Annotated in this window: 15 protein-coding genes; 7 read left to right on the forward strand and 8 right to left on the reverse strand. The window is 60.0% G+C overall.

Going from position 1 to position 17,017, the window contains the following annotated elements:
- Nucleotides 1-109 precede the first annotated feature (109 nt).
- The 8 genes from APH28_RS11445 to APH28_RS11480 all read right to left on the reverse strand — a co-directional run bounded on the left by APH28_RS11445 (nt 110) and on the right by APH28_RS11480 (nt 9,303).
- Complete coding sequence (locus tag APH28_RS11445; RefSeq protein ID WP_009683511.1) at nt 110-1,366, reverse strand: beta-ketoacyl synthase N-terminal-like domain-containing protein; 1,257 nt, start codon at nt 1,364-1,366, stop codon at nt 110-112.
- A 210-nt stretch (nt 1,367-1,576) separates the two neighbouring features.
- On the reverse strand, nt 1,577-2,818 hold the full coding sequence (gene codA / locus APH28_RS11450) for a cytosine deaminase (RefSeq protein ID WP_023101488.1): 1,242 nt from the start codon (nt 2,816-2,818) through the stop codon (nt 1,577-1,579).
- 4 nt (nt 2,819-2,822) lie between these two features.
- Nucleotides 2,823-4,040: a PucR family transcriptional regulator gene (locus APH28_RS11455; RefSeq protein WP_023101489.1), complete on the reverse strand. Its 1,218-nt coding sequence runs from the start codon at nt 4,038-4,040 to the stop codon at nt 2,823-2,825.
- Nucleotides 4,037-5,302 carry a cytosine permease gene (gene codB / locus APH28_RS11460; RefSeq protein WP_023101490.1) on the reverse strand — a complete coding sequence of 422 codons (1,266 nt, stop codon included), beginning with the start codon at nt 5,300-5,302 and terminating at the stop codon, nt 4,037-4,039. Before codB ends, APH28_RS11455 begins: the two co-directional genes overlap by 4 nt.
- 141 nt (nt 5,303-5,443) lie before the next feature.
- On the reverse strand, nt 5,444-6,283 hold the full coding sequence (locus tag APH28_RS11465; RefSeq protein ID WP_079279884.1) for a DUF2950 family protein: 840 nt from the start codon (nt 6,281-6,283) through the stop codon (nt 5,444-5,446).
- Nucleotides 6,284-6,350: 67 nt separating this feature from the next.
- On the reverse strand, nt 6,351-7,358 hold the full coding sequence (locus tag APH28_RS11470; RefSeq protein WP_034023890.1) for an inovirus-type Gp2 protein: 1,008 nt from the start codon (nt 7,356-7,358) through the stop codon (nt 6,351-6,353).
- A gap of 337 nt (nt 7,359-7,695) precedes the next feature.
- Nucleotides 7,696-7,926, reverse strand: coding sequence for an AlpA family transcriptional regulator (locus APH28_RS11475; protein WP_009683504.1), 231 nt, complete (start codon nt 7,924-7,926; stop codon nt 7,696-7,698).
- Between the two features lie 69 nt (nt 7,927-7,995).
- Nucleotides 7,996-9,303: a hypothetical protein gene (locus APH28_RS11480; RefSeq protein ID WP_034023891.1), complete on the reverse strand. Its 1,308-nt coding sequence runs from the start codon at nt 9,301-9,303 to the stop codon at nt 7,996-7,998.
- A gap of 219 nt (nt 9,304-9,522) precedes the next feature.
- Here APH28_RS11480 and APH28_RS11485 point away from each other — a divergent pair, with 219 nt between their 5' ends.
- The 7 genes from APH28_RS11485 to APH28_RS11515 all read left to right on the forward strand — a co-directional run bounded on the left by APH28_RS11485 (nt 9,523) and on the right by APH28_RS11515 (nt 17,003).
- On the forward strand, nt 9,523-10,197 hold the full coding sequence (locus APH28_RS11485) for a hypothetical protein (protein WP_034023893.1): 675 nt from the start codon (nt 9,523-9,525) through the stop codon (nt 10,195-10,197).
- A gap of 570 nt (nt 10,198-10,767) precedes the next feature.
- Complete coding sequence (locus APH28_RS11490) at nt 10,768-11,010, forward strand: hypothetical protein (protein WP_060509396.1); 243 nt, start codon at nt 10,768-10,770, stop codon at nt 11,008-11,010.
- Nucleotides 11,011-11,071: 61 nt separating this feature from the next.
- A complete protein-coding gene (locus tag APH28_RS11495) occupies nt 11,072-11,341 on the forward strand; it encodes a DUF3077 domain-containing protein (RefSeq protein WP_060509398.1) in 270 nt (89 codons plus the stop codon).
- A 574-nt stretch (nt 11,342-11,915) separates the two neighbouring features.
- Nucleotides 11,916-12,878 (forward strand): ATP-binding protein, encoded by a 963-nt coding sequence (locus tag APH28_RS11500; RefSeq protein ID WP_060509400.1) that lies wholly within the window; start codon nt 11,916-11,918, stop codon nt 12,876-12,878.
- Nucleotides 12,879-14,111, forward strand: coding sequence for a hypothetical protein (locus APH28_RS11505; protein WP_060509402.1), 1,233 nt, complete (start codon nt 12,879-12,881; stop codon nt 14,109-14,111).
- Entirely contained in the window at nt 14,108-16,306 is a 2,199-nt protein-coding gene (locus APH28_RS11510; protein ID WP_256249178.1) for a hypothetical protein, read from the forward strand. The genes APH28_RS11505 and APH28_RS11510 overlap by 4 nt, the downstream gene beginning before the upstream one ends.
- A gap of 7 nt (nt 16,307-16,313) precedes the next feature.
- The gene (locus APH28_RS11515) at nt 16,314-17,003 is read left to right on the forward strand and encodes an OmpA family protein (protein WP_060509405.1); all 690 of its coding nucleotides are present in this window, start codon (nt 16,314-16,316) and stop codon (nt 17,001-17,003) included.
- Nucleotides 17,004-17,017: the final 14 nt, after the last annotated feature.

Below are 17,017 nucleotides of genomic sequence, written 5' to 3' on the forward strand. Positions count from 1 at the left end.
TGTCTGTTGGAGAACAAGCGATTGGCAGTTCGAAACCTTCACGCAGCGAGTGGGCTGCAGGCGCAGCCCTCAAGCTCAGTCCGGGCGGGCCTCTGGTGGGCCGTCACCGTCAATGTGCGCCCTGCGCCTCCAGCCCCCGACGGCTGAACACCAGCGAGGCATTGGCCCCGCCGAAACCGAAGCTGTTGGACATCACGCAATTCACCTGCTGCCCTTCGCGCACGCTGCGTACCAAGGGCAGCCCCTCGACCTGCGGGTCGAGCTGTTCGATGTTGTGCGAAGCCGCCATGAAACCGTGGCGCATCATCAGCAACGCATAGATCGCCTCGTGCACCCCGGCCGCCCCCAGCGCGTGCCCGCTCAGCGACTTGGTCGAGCTGAACGGCGGCAGTTCACCGTCGAAGGCAGCCAGTGCCGCCTGCAGTTCCACCAGGTCGCCGGCCTGGGTGCTGGTGCCATGGGTATTGAGGTAATCCACCGGTTCGGCGCAACTGGCCAGGGCCATCTGCATGGCGCGCAGTGCGCCGTCGCCGCTGGGGGAAACCATGTCCTGGCCATCGGAGGCAGTGCCATAGCCGATCACTTCGGCGAGGATGGTCGCCCCGCGCGCCTGGGCATGCTCCAGCGCCTCCAGCACCAGCACCCCTGCCCCGCCGCTGATAACGAAGCCATCACGGGCCACGTCATAAGGGCGGCTGGCAGTGGCCGGCCGGTCGTTGTAGCCGGTGGAAAACGCGCCCATGGCGTCGAACATGCAGCTCTGGCTGAAGTGCTCGGCTTCGGCACCGCCAGCAAACACCACATCCTGTTTGCCGAACTGGATCTGCTCGAAGGCGTGGCCGATGCAATGGGCGCTGGTGGCGCAGGCCGAGGCGATGGAATAGTTGAGGCCCTTGATGCCGAAGAAACTGGCCAGGCACGCTGAGACCGTACTGGTCATGGTACGGGGTACACGGTACGGCCCCACCTTGCGTACGCCCTGGCTGTGCAGCAGCTGGTTGGCCTCGACGATGTCTTCGCTGGAGCCGCCACCCGAGCCCATCACGCAGCCGGTGCGGGTGTCGGCCACCTGCTCGGGCGTCAGCCGTGCATCGGCGATGGCATCGGCCATGGCCAGGTAGCCATAGGCTGCGGCATCGCCCATGAAGCGCCGGTGGCGCCGGTCGATGCGCTGAAAGTCGACCTCCAGCCGGCCGCTGACATGGCTGCGCAGCCCCGCTTGCGCATAGGCCAGGTTGAAGGCGATTCCCGAGCGCCCCTGGCGCAATGCCTGGAGGACCTGCGCAGGGCTGTTGCCCAGACATGAGACGATGCCCATGCCGGTCACGACCACGCGGCGTAGCCCGATTGTCTGCTTCGATAACATGCACTGACTCCACAGGTTCAGAACTGTCCGGGCAACCTGGCTGGGTTGCCATGGACTCGAGTCTAAGGGGCGGCTTTGATTCTGATAATTCGTATTTCGTTAGCCATTGATACCGAATTTGGCATCAGTAATTATCCTGCGCCCATGGCAAAGCACCCCGCCCGGCCAAAGCCGGCGGGGCATGATGAATGCCGTTGCTAGAGGGTGGCGTCAGGCAAAGCGTTCGACCTGCGCCGACGTGCGGCGCATCAACACCTTGCCGTTGCGCACCGAAACCAGTGCGTGGCCCTGGCTGCGGACCATCTCGTAATCATCCGGCGCCGACAGCAGCAGCAAGTTGGCCGGCCGCCCGACCTCGATGCCATAACGCTCCCCAAGGTTGAGGGTGCGGGCACTGTTGTCGGTGATCAGATCCAGGCTGCGTTGCAGGTCTTCGTAGCCGAGCATGTGGCAGATGTGCAGCCCGGCTTCGAGAATGCGCAGGATGTTGCCGTTGCCCAGCGGGTACCACGGGTCGACGATGGAGTCCTGGCCGAAGCACACGTTCATCCCGGCGCGGTCGATCTCGGCCACGCGGGTCAGCCCGCGGCGCTTGGGGTAAGTGTCGAAGCGCCCTTGCAGGTGAATGCTCTCGGTCGGGCACGAGATGAAGTTGATGCCCGACATTTTCAGCAGGCGGAACAGCTTGTAGCAGTAAGCGTTGTCATAAGAGCCCATGGCCGTGGTGTGGCTCGCCGTGACCCGAGCGCCCATGCCACGTACCCGGGCCTCTTCGGCCAGCACCTCGAGGAAGCGCGACTGTGGGTCGTCGGTTTCGTCACAGTGCACGTCCACCAGGCAACCGGTGCGCTCAGCCAGCTCCATCAGGAACTTCACCGACGACACACCCTGATCGCGAGTGTTCTCGAAATGCGGAATGCCACCGACCACATCGGCGCCCATGGCCACCGCTTCGGTCATCAGGGCCCGGCCATTGGCGAACGACTCGATGCCCTCCTGGGGGAAGGCGACGATTTGCAGGTCAACCAGGTGGCGTACTTCCTCGCGCACCTCGACCATGGCCTTGAGCGCGGTGAGCTTGGGGTCGGTCACATCCACATGGGTTCGCACGTGCTGAATGCCATGGTCCACCAGCATGTCGATGGTCTTCTTCGAGCGCTGCTTGATGTCGTCGTGGGTGGTGATTTCCTTGCGCTCGGCCCAGCGTTCGATGCCTTCGAACAAGGTGCCGCTCATGTTCCACTTCGGCTCGCCGGCGGTGAGGGTGGCGTCCAGGTGAATGTGCGGCTCGACGAAGGGCGCCACCACCAGGTTCTGTTGGGCGTCCAGGTCGTCGGGGTTGGCCAGCACCGCCACATCGGCCTGGGGCTCGATGGCGGCGATACGGTCGCCGTTCAGTTCGATACGAAACAGGCCCGACTTGCCACGCAGACGGGCGTTGATGATGTTCATGCTGTTACTCCTTGCATTGGGCTTCGCTCATGCGCCATACCAGCATGGCGACCGAAGCGTTCATACGAAATAGCGGGTCGTCGAGTGACTGCCCACTCAGTTGTTCGATACGTTGAATACGTTGGTTGATGGTGTTGCGGTGCAGGCCCAGACGCTGGGCGGCCTTCAGGCCATTGCCGTTTTCCTTGAGCAGGGCGTCGAGGGTATGCACCAGCACATGGGGGTGCTTGCGGCCGGGCGCGATCAGTGGGCCAAGGGTTTCGGCGACGAAGTCGTCGATCAGCGAGCGATCGACGATGCCTTGCAGCAGGCGCAGCACGCCCAACTCGCTGAAGTCGCAGAAACCGGTGGCCGGGCGCAGGTTCTGCGCCACTTCCAAAGCCTGGCGCGCTTCATTGAGCGCCTGGCGGTAGTGGGCGCAATCCTCGGCCAGGCGCGACAGGCCCATGAACAGGCCCAGTTCACCGACCACGCCCGCCAACTGCCGGTGCAGCGCGGCCAGGGTGGCGTGCAGGCCGTGGGCATCGGCCAGTAACAACACGAACAGGTCACCCGGCAATTGCGCGGTCACAGTCCCCGGCCTGCCACGACACCAGGCCTCAAGCTGATCTTCCAGCGCCTGGCGAATGCCCTGCCACACGCGCTCGCCCTGGGCCAGCCCATGGCGCTCGAACAATCCATCGACGCCAGACAGCCGCAGTGTCACCAGGCGCCGTGGCTCGTCCAGCGCCAGCTCAAGGTGCGCGGCCCGCTGCCGAGCGATGGCCAGGCTCGGGTAGTCGCCGGTCAGCAACTGGCCGAGGATGTCATTGCGCGAGCGCCGCACCTGGGTCATCTGCACCAGGGCCGTACCGATCAGGTGAGTGACGACCACCATTTTCAGCGCATACGGCTGCTCGATCAGCGGCAGCCCCAGTTGCTCGGCGCGCTCGATCACTACAGGCGGAATGCCGTGGATGAACGTGCCGCCGGTGAGGATCACCATGCCGGCAATGCCCACGGCGTCGCCATCTTCCACCAGGCTCAGCAGGTTGGCCTCGCCGCGTGGGTGGTTGATGCCGGTGACGAACACCAGCTCGCCGCCCATCACCCACTCGGCAATGCCTTCGTTCTCGGCCACATACGGCCAGCGCACCCGCCGCTGCAGGTTGCGCGCGCCGGCCCGGACGGTCATGTCCTGCAGGCCGGGCAGGTGCAGGATTTCGTCCAGCGCCAGGCTCACGGTTCGACACCCGCCTGGCCCAGCGCCCGGCGCCGGCCGCTCAGTTCAAGCATGACGATGTAGCACAGGGCCGAGGCGCCAATGCCCACCAGCGGCGCGACCCACGGCGAGGCGTAGGCCAGCACCGCACCCAGCGCATAGGACCCGAGGCCCAAGAAGTTGTAGCGCGGCAGCTGCACCGAGGCCAGCGCCGGGTACTTGCCGCGGTGGCGGTACCAGAAGTCGGCCATGATCACCCCACCCACTGGCGGAATGATCGAGCCCAGCAGCACCAGGAACGGGATCAGCATTTCATACATCCCGCCAATCGCCAGCACGATGCCCACCGCTGCCGCGACCAGCGTGGCGATGCGTCGACGCTCGCTGCGCAGCAAGTGGCAGGCCGCTGCCGAGACGTTGTAGATGGTCGGTCCCTGGATGGTCCAGAGGTTCAGGCAGAGCATCACCACCGCCGCGAACGACAGGCCTTGCAGCATCATCACTTCGACGATGTCGGCCTGCTGGTAGACCATCGCGCACCAGGCCCCGGCCACCACCATCAGGCCGTTGCCGAGCAGGAAGGCGACGATGCTGGCCACCACCGCCACCCGCCCGCTGCTCGACAACCGGGTCCAGTTGGTGGCCTGGGTGGCACCGCTGGCGAAGGTGCCGAAGACCATGGTCACCGCTGCCGAGAAGGTCATGGTTTCATGCGGCACCACCGCCGCCAGGCCGGCAAAGCCCCCGGCATCGGCGGTGGCGATATACATCGAAACCAGCAGCAGCGCGAACATCAGCGGCACCGACACCCGCGACAGCAGGTCCAGGCCCTTGAAGCCGATGATCGCGGTAATGCTGAAACCCAGGCCGAACAGCACCATCAGCGGCACGGTGAAACCACCCGCCAGGCCCAGCAACTTGACCAGCACGATCGCCACGGTCGCGGTGCCCCAGGCGTACCAGCCAAGTTCGGCGAAGCCCAGGATGAAGTCGGAAAGCCGGCTGCCCGCCTCGCCGAAACAGAAGCGCCCCATCAGCACGCTGTTCAAGCCGCTGCGCGAGGCGATGAAGGCCAAGGCCGCCGCGTACAACGCCAGCAGCGTGTTGCCGATGGCGGCGACCCACAGCATGTCGACGAAGTTGAAGGCCATGCCCAGCTTGCCACCGGCGAACATGGTGCCGGTGAAGAAGGTAAAGCTGAACAACACCATGGCAATGGGCAGCAGCCCTTTGCGCGAGGATGGCGGGGCTTCGCAAAGCGGGAATTCGGTAGGTGAGCTCATGGCACGGTGCTCCGGGTTGTCGTTGCGACTAGGGGAGCAATATGCGGGCCGCTTTTGCCAAGCGCGAAAAACAGGAAATTTGCGGGCAATCGGCACAACTTTACCTGTTCACCTTGCACACTATTTTGCCGAATTGATGAATTAAACCTGTGCGTTAAGACCTGTTTTGATGCGGGCGCGCACCAACGCGGAACAGCACTGGATAGTTTCCACGCAGCCTGCCGTCGGCGGTGCGCGCCGGCCGTCATTCGCTGGCGCTGACATCCACCTCTTCCAGCTGTCATCCGGATCGAAGCGTTTCATGGCCTTGGCAATCTTGTCGCCCTGTGGCCCCAGATCCTTCTCGAACACCTGGTCGTCGTGGCTGATCATGAAGCTCATGACACCGCTATCGTTGTATTTCGCCGGCCAGGCGACCAGGGCGAAGCCGCGGCTCATCTGGTTGCCGATCAGGTAGCTGTAGGCGCCGCCCGGGGCCGACGAGCCTTGGCCATCAAGGATGCGGAAGTGGTAGCCGTACCAGGCATCGCCCACCACATCCTTGCCGAACAGCGGCCCCAGCGGGCTGATCTCGCCGCCCTCTTCGTCCTCCCAGAACAGGCCGTCATGCTTGCCGGGCGTGCTGAAGATCTGCTGGGCATATTCCAGCGCGCCGTTGCTGTTGCGGTCCTTCGAGGCGTAGTCCATCTGCGCGTCGTGATAGGCTAGGACCGACTGCAATGCAGCCAGCTCGTTACGGCCGATGCGCCGGGCGTGGATTTCGGCGCTGCCGGCCTTGCGGTCGAAGCGCCAGCCGTTGGTAGCCTTGGTCAGCCGAACCAGTTCTGCATCAGATGCACGCTCAGCTAGCTTCCCGACCGTAGCATCCAGTAGCGGCCGAATGCGGCCGACAGTACTTGCCTCAGCGCGAATCGTCTCCAATGACCGTTTCAAAGCGAGTGCAGCCACTGTCCCAGCATCTGTGTCGGACACCTTGCGCATGTCGCGACCATTTAGGCCAGGGTTCAGGTTGGTTTCGCTGAACGGGTGATCGGCCGGCAGGCTGGGCTCATCGACATGTTTGTTCGGCACCTCGCAGGGGAATGGATCGATTAGGAATCCCGGAAACCTTCCTTGCCTGACCCTTGCGCAAGCAACGAGCTCCTACCGGTTTGAGCCGCAGATGTTGATCATTCTTGACCAGGTAACGCATGGCGCAAAGCACGTTAGCCCGCCCATTCAGGTCCCGCCTGTGGATCAGGCCAAGCCCCAGCCTGTCTTGGTATTTATCTTTTTCGAGGTTGCAGTTGTGGAAGTAGCCCTGACCACGGGTAATACGCTCCCATAGCTCACCGATCCGCTGAGCCCTGTAGATATCGGCACTCACTTCAGCACCGTTAAAGAAGAACGCTGCATGGATGTGATAGCCCCGGTCCTCGCCTTGCTCGACGCTGCAAATGTAGCCAATTTCATGGTCGAAAATTAGGTTGCGTTCACGCTCAGCTATCAGCCGATTCAGATCGTCGAATACGCGCTCCACACGCAACCTCGCCTGGACCTCTGCACGGTAATACAGATCAACCCTGATCACGCAGATCCGGGCGTAGCGATCAAACATGGCATCAACGTAGCGATCGACTTCGACCTCTTGCTGAATCGCCTGGTAGCGCTGATCGTGCTCCCTACGCTTGAATCTCTTTTGGGCAAGGAGTGTACGGATGCACTTGGTCAGCTCGTTCAGCGTGTCACTGGTGCTCAGATAGCGCGTTTCACCCTCGTTCAAGCAGGTGATGCCAAAGGGGCTGCGCTCAATCCCAATGGCCTGGCAGGCTTCCTGAAGAAGGCTCAAGTGCCAGCTGTACTGATACGCCACATCTCCGTCGAGCAGCGCGACCATCTGCACGATCCCATCGAAGTATTTTGAAAGCATGGTTTCTCTGACCTGTTCATCTCCATGCTTTGAATATGAGATTCGGCAGGCCTGGCTATCTGTACGCTGGATGGCGTTGATGAGGCGCTCAATTCGAATTGCGATATCGGACTGGGATTGGAGGGTGTTGGCGTTTTGTTTGGTCATGGCTCTGTACCTGGTGAGTGGTTTCGCATACCAGGTACGGGATGTGTATTTATTAACCGATGACCTAACCCGGAGGCAGGGTGATAGTGCCGGTGTGGTTACTAAAAACTCAGCCTATCGAGTATTGACACGGTGATAGCCTAGAACTATATAACTAGATCCCGCTCCAAGACTCAGCGATCACCCCAGGCTGGCCTGGCAATGGGGAGCAACATTACCGAGCCTGCCGAGAGATTCACCCAATCGCATCCTGGGAGAGTTAGCTGAGAGCGCTGGACTTTCCAAGCGGCATAAACGCCATGACCAGCCTTAGCCGGTCATGGCGTAGGTGATAGTTCTAGCTAGCCATACTCAGGTGGCCGGTGGGGCGCACCGCAGCCCCCTCTGCCAGGTCCCGCTCCTCGATCCTTGCCAGGATCCAGTCATGCACCTCGCTATCGACCCAGCCGACACAGCGGTCGCCCAACGAGACCGGCTTCGGGAAGGTACCTTCCGAGATGTGTTTGTAGATGGTCGATCGGGCAAGACCAGTCGAATCGATGACTTCTTTCAGGCGAATGATCCTCATGAACGGGGCTCCTCATATTCGTTCAGAGGATCTGCAGGAGCAGTAAGAAATAACCTGAAGCCCCGTCACCTACTCGGTTAGCAAGCCAAACTCATAGCGGTTCCACACATCCAGGTCAGCCTCGCTGTCGAACTCACGAAGAAACCCGCCCCGGACATCCTTGTACACAATGCAGCAGTTCTGATTCTCGGGAGCCGGATAGACGATCAGAGAAACGACCTCCAAGGCATCATCGCGCCCTTCTGGCTTTGGCACAGGTATCAGCCTAATCACCTGGGGTTGGTACCCCGACCATGCCTTGCCATTGAACTTCTGCTTCAAATGCTCGGCCCACTCAAACGCCACCTCAAAAAAGTGATCGAGCACTCCAGGCCAGTAGTAGCCAGCCTCGTCCTGCCCCGGCTTACCGACCTTCAGTTGATCTAACTCTCGACCAATCATGCCCTCCAGAGAAGCAGGAATTTCGCCGTACCTTTCGCCTGGCCTTCCCCATGTCAGGGACAGCAGATGCGACGTGTACCAGGCCAGCTTGTGATAGAGGACATCCAGCGCAGCAGGTCCCAAAGCGAGAAGAGCTCTTGCTACATCAGGCTGCGTAAGCCCGCTGGTCAACCGTTCATAACGGGACTGCTTAGCTTCCGCGTAAACCAGCACTGCGCAATGAGGGCGCCGCGCCCCCATCTGCGTGTGGTCAAGGTTCAGGTAGTAGGTACTGGGAACCTTGGCTCCAACGAAGAAACCATTGGATACACCCGGCACATGAACACGTATGAAGCCCAGGCTGACTAGTCGCCTCACCTGATGTTTGAGCGCAATCGGATTCAGGCCCGTCATTGCACGAAGCTTCGCCTCCCCCACCCCGGCCACAACCCCGCACTGATCGGCAAAGGTTAAAAGGGCAGCCAAAAGCACTCTCGTGGCTGTCCCCAGGCGTCCACAAGCCCCAGGTGCTGCCGGCCGCCCGTCCTTGCATACCTGTTTGCGCGCAACCTTCTCGCTCCCGATATCTGTTTCAGGCCGAGGTCCCTCGGCATAAATCTCCGGCTCATTAAAGAGACGCAGGACCAGGTCCCGATGAGTAAGCGAACTACCTCTTGGCTGGGCAAGCAGATCGAGGAGGTATTGCGACGCCTCATATTCCTGCCCCGGACGACCCACCTTGTCAGCCTGTTTTTTGGCCACTAACAGCCCAGCTTCGGCTAACTCCCGCACTGCGTCTCTGACCAATCTATCCGTCAAGCAGAGGAGTCTCGCAACTGGTTTGACCTTGAACGAGGCGGTCAAGAGTGCCTGCTCTCGGCATATCAGGGCTTGCAGGAAAAACCTAGACTCTGCACCAACCTCTAGGTCTTCATAAAAAGCCAGAAGATTAGCCATTTCACCTACCGAAAAACTGGAAATTTAGATCACGTTTTATACCCTATAAAATCAGCTTATCAATATCATGTAACGTATCTGTTAACTACGTCGATAACATGACCGCTAACATTTACAAAAATTCTGATCAACAGACCTACCATCAGGTCATGTAACACCGTCCAGTAGTGAGGCGACTGATCGCACCCTGAATATGGCGACGGAGAAGGAAACTCGAAAATGAGCGAGACCGAAGCAGCACCAGGCTGGCTGAACGAGAAGGACAGAGGAGAGTGGCAATGGGCAGCAAGTTACCTATCGAGCCGGTGCTCTCCGTCGCTGCAAGGCAAGATCAGCTTCCTTGCCGACAGTGGTTTCAGCCATCTGGTCAGATCGATCCATGCCCTCGAATCCGAGGCTGAAGGTGTAAAGCTCATCGAGCGATTGAGAAACGCCATCAGACAAAGGCGGTATCGATTAGCCAAAGGCGGCAGAAAGACTTGCTCCTTCACGCTCCCACTCGAAACCAAGACCACACTCAAAAGCCTCGCCAAAGGGCACAAAACAACCGAAACAGCGCTGATTCAGCGCTTGATCGAAGTCGCCGCCCAGGCAGCCGCAGAACAGAAAGAGGTGATGCGTCGCGACGCTCAAATGGGCAAAGTCACACGCAATGCGCGCAAGCTTACGCAGGAGCTGGACAAAGTTCGGATTGATGAGACCAGAAAGCAGCTGCACCACTGCATGAAGCAGCTCGCGCGGTGGGAAACCTTTCTAAAAGAAGAACTGCCCGAGCTATCCTACGAAGACGAAGCAGCCGCAACAGCTCTTGCAGAACGCCGAATGCGTGTAGTCCAAGAGGCCATCGATGCCTCCGTCGCCAAGCATGAGATGCTGAGCCCGAGGTCAGTCTGAGCAAATTTCGAGCCTGCCACCTAAATCCCAAGCCATGGATCTTCTCAGCGCCCCGACATCCTGAGTTCAAATCCAGCCGCCCGGTATTCCAAATGGTATTCCAGACAAATATCAAACCGAACTTTTCTCATATTTTTCATTAAGATAGGCTATCGTTTCAGATTACCCCGGCCCACCAAATCCAAGAAAAAAGACGCCCTCGGGCGTCTTTTTTTGTGTCTGGAATAATCTGACCCACCTGATTAGGCGTTACAGATTGTTTCGAAATGCAGCGAAAAAATCAGATTTAACCCCTTTCTTGTAGGGCATTTCCTAAAGATACTCTCAGCGCTTGTTTTCCGTTGCGGTCATTTTTTCAGGGTTTTAGTCTCGGTAGGTCGTTGCACATCAACGGCTGACTTTGACAGGTCGCGACGGTAAACAACAAAACGGTTCGTCGTTATGGCGGCTGTACGTGCGGGCACGCTTGCGTGCGCCGGAACTTGTTGTTTCCGCCGGTCTGTCAACCCGCGTACAGCTGCCACCCTCTGTTTGACAGCAGATGGTGACGGCCCTGAAATGGAAGCAATCATGTTGAAGATAGTCCCCGATCCACCCCACCTCCTCCACTCCCTGGAAGACACGCTGATGATGGCCGCCGACTACGCGCTATGCGCCGAAGTCGTCGCCCAGCAGGCAATGCTGATGCAGCCCAAGTCACCGGTGTCGCTGCTGATCATGACGTCAATGCACGAGCTCGACAGCTTGCGCAGATTGCTCGAAACGGCGCTAGCCCAGATCCAGAAGCCCGCCGATCCGCAGACGCTGCACTGATCCGCAGCATGATCCGCCTGGCCGACCAGGCCAGGCATCTACGACTTCAGGGAGATAAACAATGGCTACCGAAGAAAACAGATTCACCGTTGGCAAGACCACTTTCTTTCAAGGTGAAAACCAGACTCATCCGCTGTTTCGCATCGAAGCCGGCATCCCGTGCCAGGCCGCCCGCGAACAGGCCTCGGAACTGATGGGCTACGCTCGCGACCTGTCAATCGACGGGCTGATGGAAGACAAACCTCAACTGCTTTGGGCCTCGCACTACCTCTGCGCCCTGGCCAAGGCCCTGTTGGATGACGCCGAACTGGGCATGACAAAAGCACCTTGAGGCCCCACGCAGCCGCTCTTTTTGAACCGCGCCTCTGTCGCTGGACAAAAAGGGCGTTTCATATGAGTAAGTACACCAGACCGTTCAAGCTTTCCACCCCCCTGCTCCCGATCACGTCCGGCACATCGGAAGCCTGCGGCTTGGAAGTGTGGAAATCGGCGAACTCGGGAAACTGCTTCAGCCAAGACACGGTAATCCGCCAAGGGCCGCTGGCCAGCGCCTGCCGGGATCACCATGGTTATTCCGTTTCGGTTGTCGTGTGGCTTGCTCACACTCAGCTGGCATGATGTCGCATTGACATTCACCCGCAAAATGCCGGCTCGAACCGGAATCGACAAGCCCAGCCGCGCCGCGCCCAAGCGGTCAAACCAGACGCCACTTTCTTTTACATCCACCTCAAGTACCGTCGCGGTCGGTCGATACAAGCCAGTGGCCACCATTCCTTACGCGCCCACCACTTCGACAAATGGACTTCTCGTGTGAACACTCCCCTGCGCCGCACATTTGTTCTATTCAGCAATTTCCCAACCGGCCTGAACACCTGTCTGCCCCACAACCTGAGGCAGTGCTGAGCATGTCTTCCCGAGATTACCTGTACAAAAACCTTCGCCCGGAACTCGTCGCTCCCGAAGCCCCTGCCCAAGCGGACACCAGTGCTTCGCAACGCAGCAGCGAACCTCGCTTCACCCTTGAGCGGGACGTGGTGCTCTCGGCTAGTAACCGCCAGCAACTGGATGAAGCGTTAGTCAAGATTCGCTACCACGACGTCATCTATGAAACCTGGGGCTTCGCCGAGGTCGACCCAAGCGGCAGAGGCACCCTGCTCAATTTCCATGGTGCCCCAGGGACCGGAAAGACCCTCACTGCCGAAGCATTCGCCGGCAGCATCGGCAAGCGGCTGATCAATGCCAGCATCGCTGACCTCGAAAGCAAGTTCATGGGTGATACCTCGAAGAACATCGTCAGCCTGTTTGCCGCAGCGCGCAGCGAAGACGCAGTGTTGTTTCTCGATGAGGCAGATACGTTGCTCGGCCGTCGCCTCTCTTCGGTTACCCAGGGCATCGACAATGAAGTCAACGCAATGCGTTCGACCTTGTTGATCGAGCTGGAGAAACACCCCGGGATCGTGATTTTCGCCACTAACTTCGCTCGCAACTACGACTCCGCGTTCGTCAGCCGCATCTCTCATCACATTCATTTCGAGCTTCCTGGCGATGACGAGCGCCGAGCGATCTGGGCCAAGCTGCTGGTCCCAGGCATCCCGCTGAGTGTGGCGCGAGATGAGCTGATTGACGCGCTGGTGCAGCCGTCCGCCGGCCTCTCTGGCCGGGAAATCCGCACCTGCCTGCGCCTGGCATTGCCCAAGCCCTTGCTAGAAGGCGGCGGTGGACGGTTGACGCCTGAGCATGTGCTCGGCGCAATCGAGCAACTGCTCTTGGCACGCAATGACATAAAAGTTTCCACACCTGGCGATCCGTCCGGGCGTAACGATATCGCACGCAAATTATTGGGCGTGAACTCAAGGAGTGACGGTTAAATGGGCTGGTTGAGCAAGGTCAAAGGTTTTTTCAGCAAAGCGGTTCAGGTGGTCAAGGAGAAGGTCGTCGAGGCCGTCAACTGGCTGGCTGACAAGGCCGAAACCTTCGTAGGTGAAGTCAAGCGCCTGTACAAGGCCGCCAAACCTTACATTTCCAAAGCCCGTATGGTCCTGCGGACCATCGCCGCGAATGTACCGGTACCTTGGGTTCAGGGCATCAGCATGGCGCTCGACAAGGCTCTGGCTGCCTTGGAACATCTGGACAGTCACCCGCTCGCTGCCAAGGTCGATGAGGCGATCAAATGGATTATCGCCCGCGCCCGCGATATCAAACGCCACCTGCTCAACGATGAGGAAGTCAAGGAAGCCGAGCAGCGTGCTGCCGACCTCGAAGCCGCAATGGCACAGGTTGATGAGGCGGGCCGTCAGGCGCTCGAATGCCTGGCCATGAGCAACCGCTACGAGCTGGTCCGTGCGCGGATCAGCCGGCTGGTCGAGGATGAGGCGTTCGTCAACTTCGAGCACTACCTGCGCATTCGAGCGGTGCAGAAACTGCTGCCGCTGTACGAAGAGCAGATGGAGCACCTCAATGACATCAACAGCGTGCTGGATGAGCCGCTGTTCATCATCCAGGTCGCTAGCCAACTGATTGAAGGTCACGCCGAACTCGATGACGCGGCCATGGAGCGTCTCGACAGCTTGACCACTGCTCGCTTCGGCAAGCCGGTGATCCCGTTCGTGTTCGAAGAGATGATCAACGTGTGGGGCCTGGACCTGAAGCAACACCAGGATGCCTGGGAAGAGCTGAGCAAGCGCGTGTCCCGTGACCAAGTGATCGCCAAGCGCCTGAACAATCTGGCAAAGCTGGAGCCACTGCCGATCGAGGAAGCCAAGGTACTCGCTGACCTCGAAAAACTGCTGCCAACCGACCAGGCCCGTTTGGACAAGCTTGCCAGCGTAACGCTCGCCAAGCGCAACTATGTCTATGCCGCGGAAGGCTTCCTGCAACTGCTGGAGAATGACGAGCAGCGCCTGATCGACCAGGACCGTGAATACCTTATGGACGACGGTTTTGAGGTGGGTGAACTGCTGATTCGCTGCGCCCAGAACGGTGAGAAGTGGGAGAACCTCAAGCGCGAGGAGCAATCGCTGATCATCAGCTTCGCCAATATCTTCGAAGCCGACTGCCGCAAGCGTGCCGAAACGTTCACCCAGGTTGAGGTGGCAGCGTGAGTGGTGGTGTTCTGGAGTTTCTGTCGCCTTCGCTGGGCAACCCGCTGGAGGTGGTGTTCTGCACGGTGATCATGGGCGGCATGCTGGTTTCGCTGATCACCGCCGAGATCTTTGGCCGCGCACCCGCGTGGGAGCGCAACTGGCAAGGCGGCACGCACAAGGGCGCGCTGGACATCGAGCACGGGTCACTCGGCGAGTTGAACCTGGCCGTTGCCACCCTGCCCGAACGCATCGTGGCAAACATGCCGGGCTTGCTGTTGATCGTCGGCTTGCTGGGCACCTTCCTGGGCTTGGGCATGGCCTTGGACAAAGCGTCTGGAATTCTCCAGGGCAACGCCGATTCGCTCAATGCGATGAGCGACTCGCTGGGCCAGCTCACTGGCATGATGAAAGACCTAGGTACCAAGTTCAAAACTTCGACCTGGGGCATCATCGCCTTCATCGTGCTGAAACTGTGGGACTCTGCGCGCTGGTCCGCTGAAAGCCGCCGGACTGGCTGGTGCGTCGATCGCATGAAGCGCGAGATCGACAACAGCCGAGATCAACAAAAAAACGCTACCGAGCTCCGTGACAACCTCACCCGCCAGGCGCTGGCCGCTGTTGGTGAGCAGCTGGTGCAAGCCATTGCCAGCCAGAGCCAATTGCTCGGCAATGAGCTCAAGCAACTCAAGCTGATGGAGTTCAAGCGCGGACAAACCCACGATGAGCAGTTCGCGCAGACCGCCGCCAATCTGGACGGGCAACTGCAGCAGTTGCAGCAGCTCAGCGGCCCGGACGGGTACCTTGCATCGCTGGCCCGCTTCGCCGCCCACCTGCCGCGTCTGGATCTGCTGGAGCGTCATGGCGAAACCCTGCAGGGCCTCGATGCTGGCCTCGGCCGGCTGCAGTCGCAACTGGAGCACTCCAACCAGCAGCTCACTGGGTTGGGGCAGCAGCTTGAACACAGCCACCAGCTGACAGAGCGCCTTCAACAGACCGCAACCCTGCAATCGGAGCACGCACGGGAGGAAAGTGAGCGCCGCGAAGGCCAAGGTCAAACCTTGCTGGCGACTCTGACCGAGCAGCATGGCGTGCAAATGGACGCTGACCGCGCACAGGCTGCTCGTGTCCAAGAGCGGTTTGATGAGTTGGCCGCACTTTCGTCCAAAGGTATCGAGGCGACACAGGCAGTCGGCGCGCACACCCAGGCTAGCCAGCGCAGCCTGGAGCTGTTCGTCACAGCCAGCACAGAAAACCTCAATGCGCTCGAACAAGCCGGCACTACCATGGGTACGGCCGCCAATCAGCTGGCCCAATCCGCCAGTGCCTTGGAAGGCAGCGTATTGACCATGGAGAAGAGCGTCGGGGCCGCCATCGACAAGCTCAACGACGACTTCCATGCTCACCTGCAGACGATGCAGAGCAGTCTCGATGGCAACATTTCACGCCTGAGCAACGTGATGAACGAGTTGCAGACCGGGATGATGGAAAACGTCAACCGGATGAGCCAGGACTTCACCCAGAACACCACGGCGATGTCCGAGAACCTGCGCTCGGCTACCGACAATATCTCCGAGGCTGTCGTCCGGCTCTCTGGCGAGGTCAACGAGGTGATGGCCAGCGTGAGCCGCAACATCGAAGGGGCGAACAAGGCGCAGACCAACGCCAGTGCGATGTTCACCACGACCAACGACGAGCTCAACGGCGCCATCAGTCAGATGGAAAAAAACATGAAGGCACTCGGGGAGCAGATCACCCAAGGTCTGACTGATATCTCCGAGAGCAACCGGAACATGCGCGCCACGGGCAAGAAGCTGGAGCAGTTGAAAGAACTGCCTGACAGTTTTGCCAAACTGCATGGGCATTTCGAGCAGTTGCTCGGTCAGGGCACGCAAACCTTGTCGATGCTGGACAAGCTGGCAGTGGAGCTGCGCGATGATCCTCACCGACGCGGCCAACTGCTCAGCCAGGCGGTGCAGAATCTGACGGAGCTCTCTTCCCAGCTCAAGACCCTGGCAGCCAGCACGCAGCAAGGCCGGCAGCAGGTCGCCAACCTGCCTCAGGCGCTGGCGGAAAAGGTTGGAGAGCAGTTTTCCAATCACCTGCAACCCTTGCAGCAAGCGGCGGGTTCCACAGTTGCCCTGCTTCAGCGGATGGCCGAGCAAAACCAGCAGCCGCTGGCACGCAAGGCTTCCGACGAGCCCCTGACAGCGTGAGACGGCCATGAAAGACAAACCCAATGAATGGGTCTCGATTTCCGACCTTATGGCTGGCGTGATGGCCGTGGTGATGCTGATGCTTGTGGTGTCGGTGCTGCAGAACAAAGCGGCCGAGGCAGCGATGGCCGTTGAAAAGCAGCAGATGGAGGCCGCGCGTCAGGAAGAGCGCAGTAAAGGCGACGCGGCCCAGCGGGCGGGTCTGAGCAAGCTGCTAGCTGCCATGCAGTCAGACCTGCAGCGCAGCGGCGAAACGGACCTGGTGGACATCGATATTCAGAACCGCCGCCTGACCCTCCCCGACAATGCCTTCGCCCGAGGTAGCGCCTGTATTACCCCTGCCGCCAAAGGCGCGCTGACCCTGCTCAGCGCGCGGGTGGCTACCTTCATTCAGGATTACGGCCAAGGGCAAGTGCTGGTAGAGGGTCATACCGACAACCTGCCGGTTTCCCGCCCGGTCACTGACTACGAGCGGTTCTGCACGGTGTATGACGACAACTACACCCTGTCTGCCGCACGGGCGCGCGAGGCTCGCAAGCTATTGATTCAGGCACTTGAGCCACAGCAGGCACTGCGCGTAGTGGTGGCAGGCTATGGTGATTCACGGCCAAAACCGGGCGTGGATCCTGCCAGTGCTCTCAACCGCCGAGTGGAGGTGCAGTTGGTGGTGGCCACGCAGCTGCCAGCGGCAAATTAGCACGATGCAGCCCA

Origin of the sequence: Pseudomonas sp. NBRC 111124, assembly GCF_001320245.1 — a bacterium.
Taxonomy (GTDB): Bacteria; Pseudomonadota; Gammaproteobacteria; order Pseudomonadales; family Pseudomonadaceae; genus Aquipseudomonas.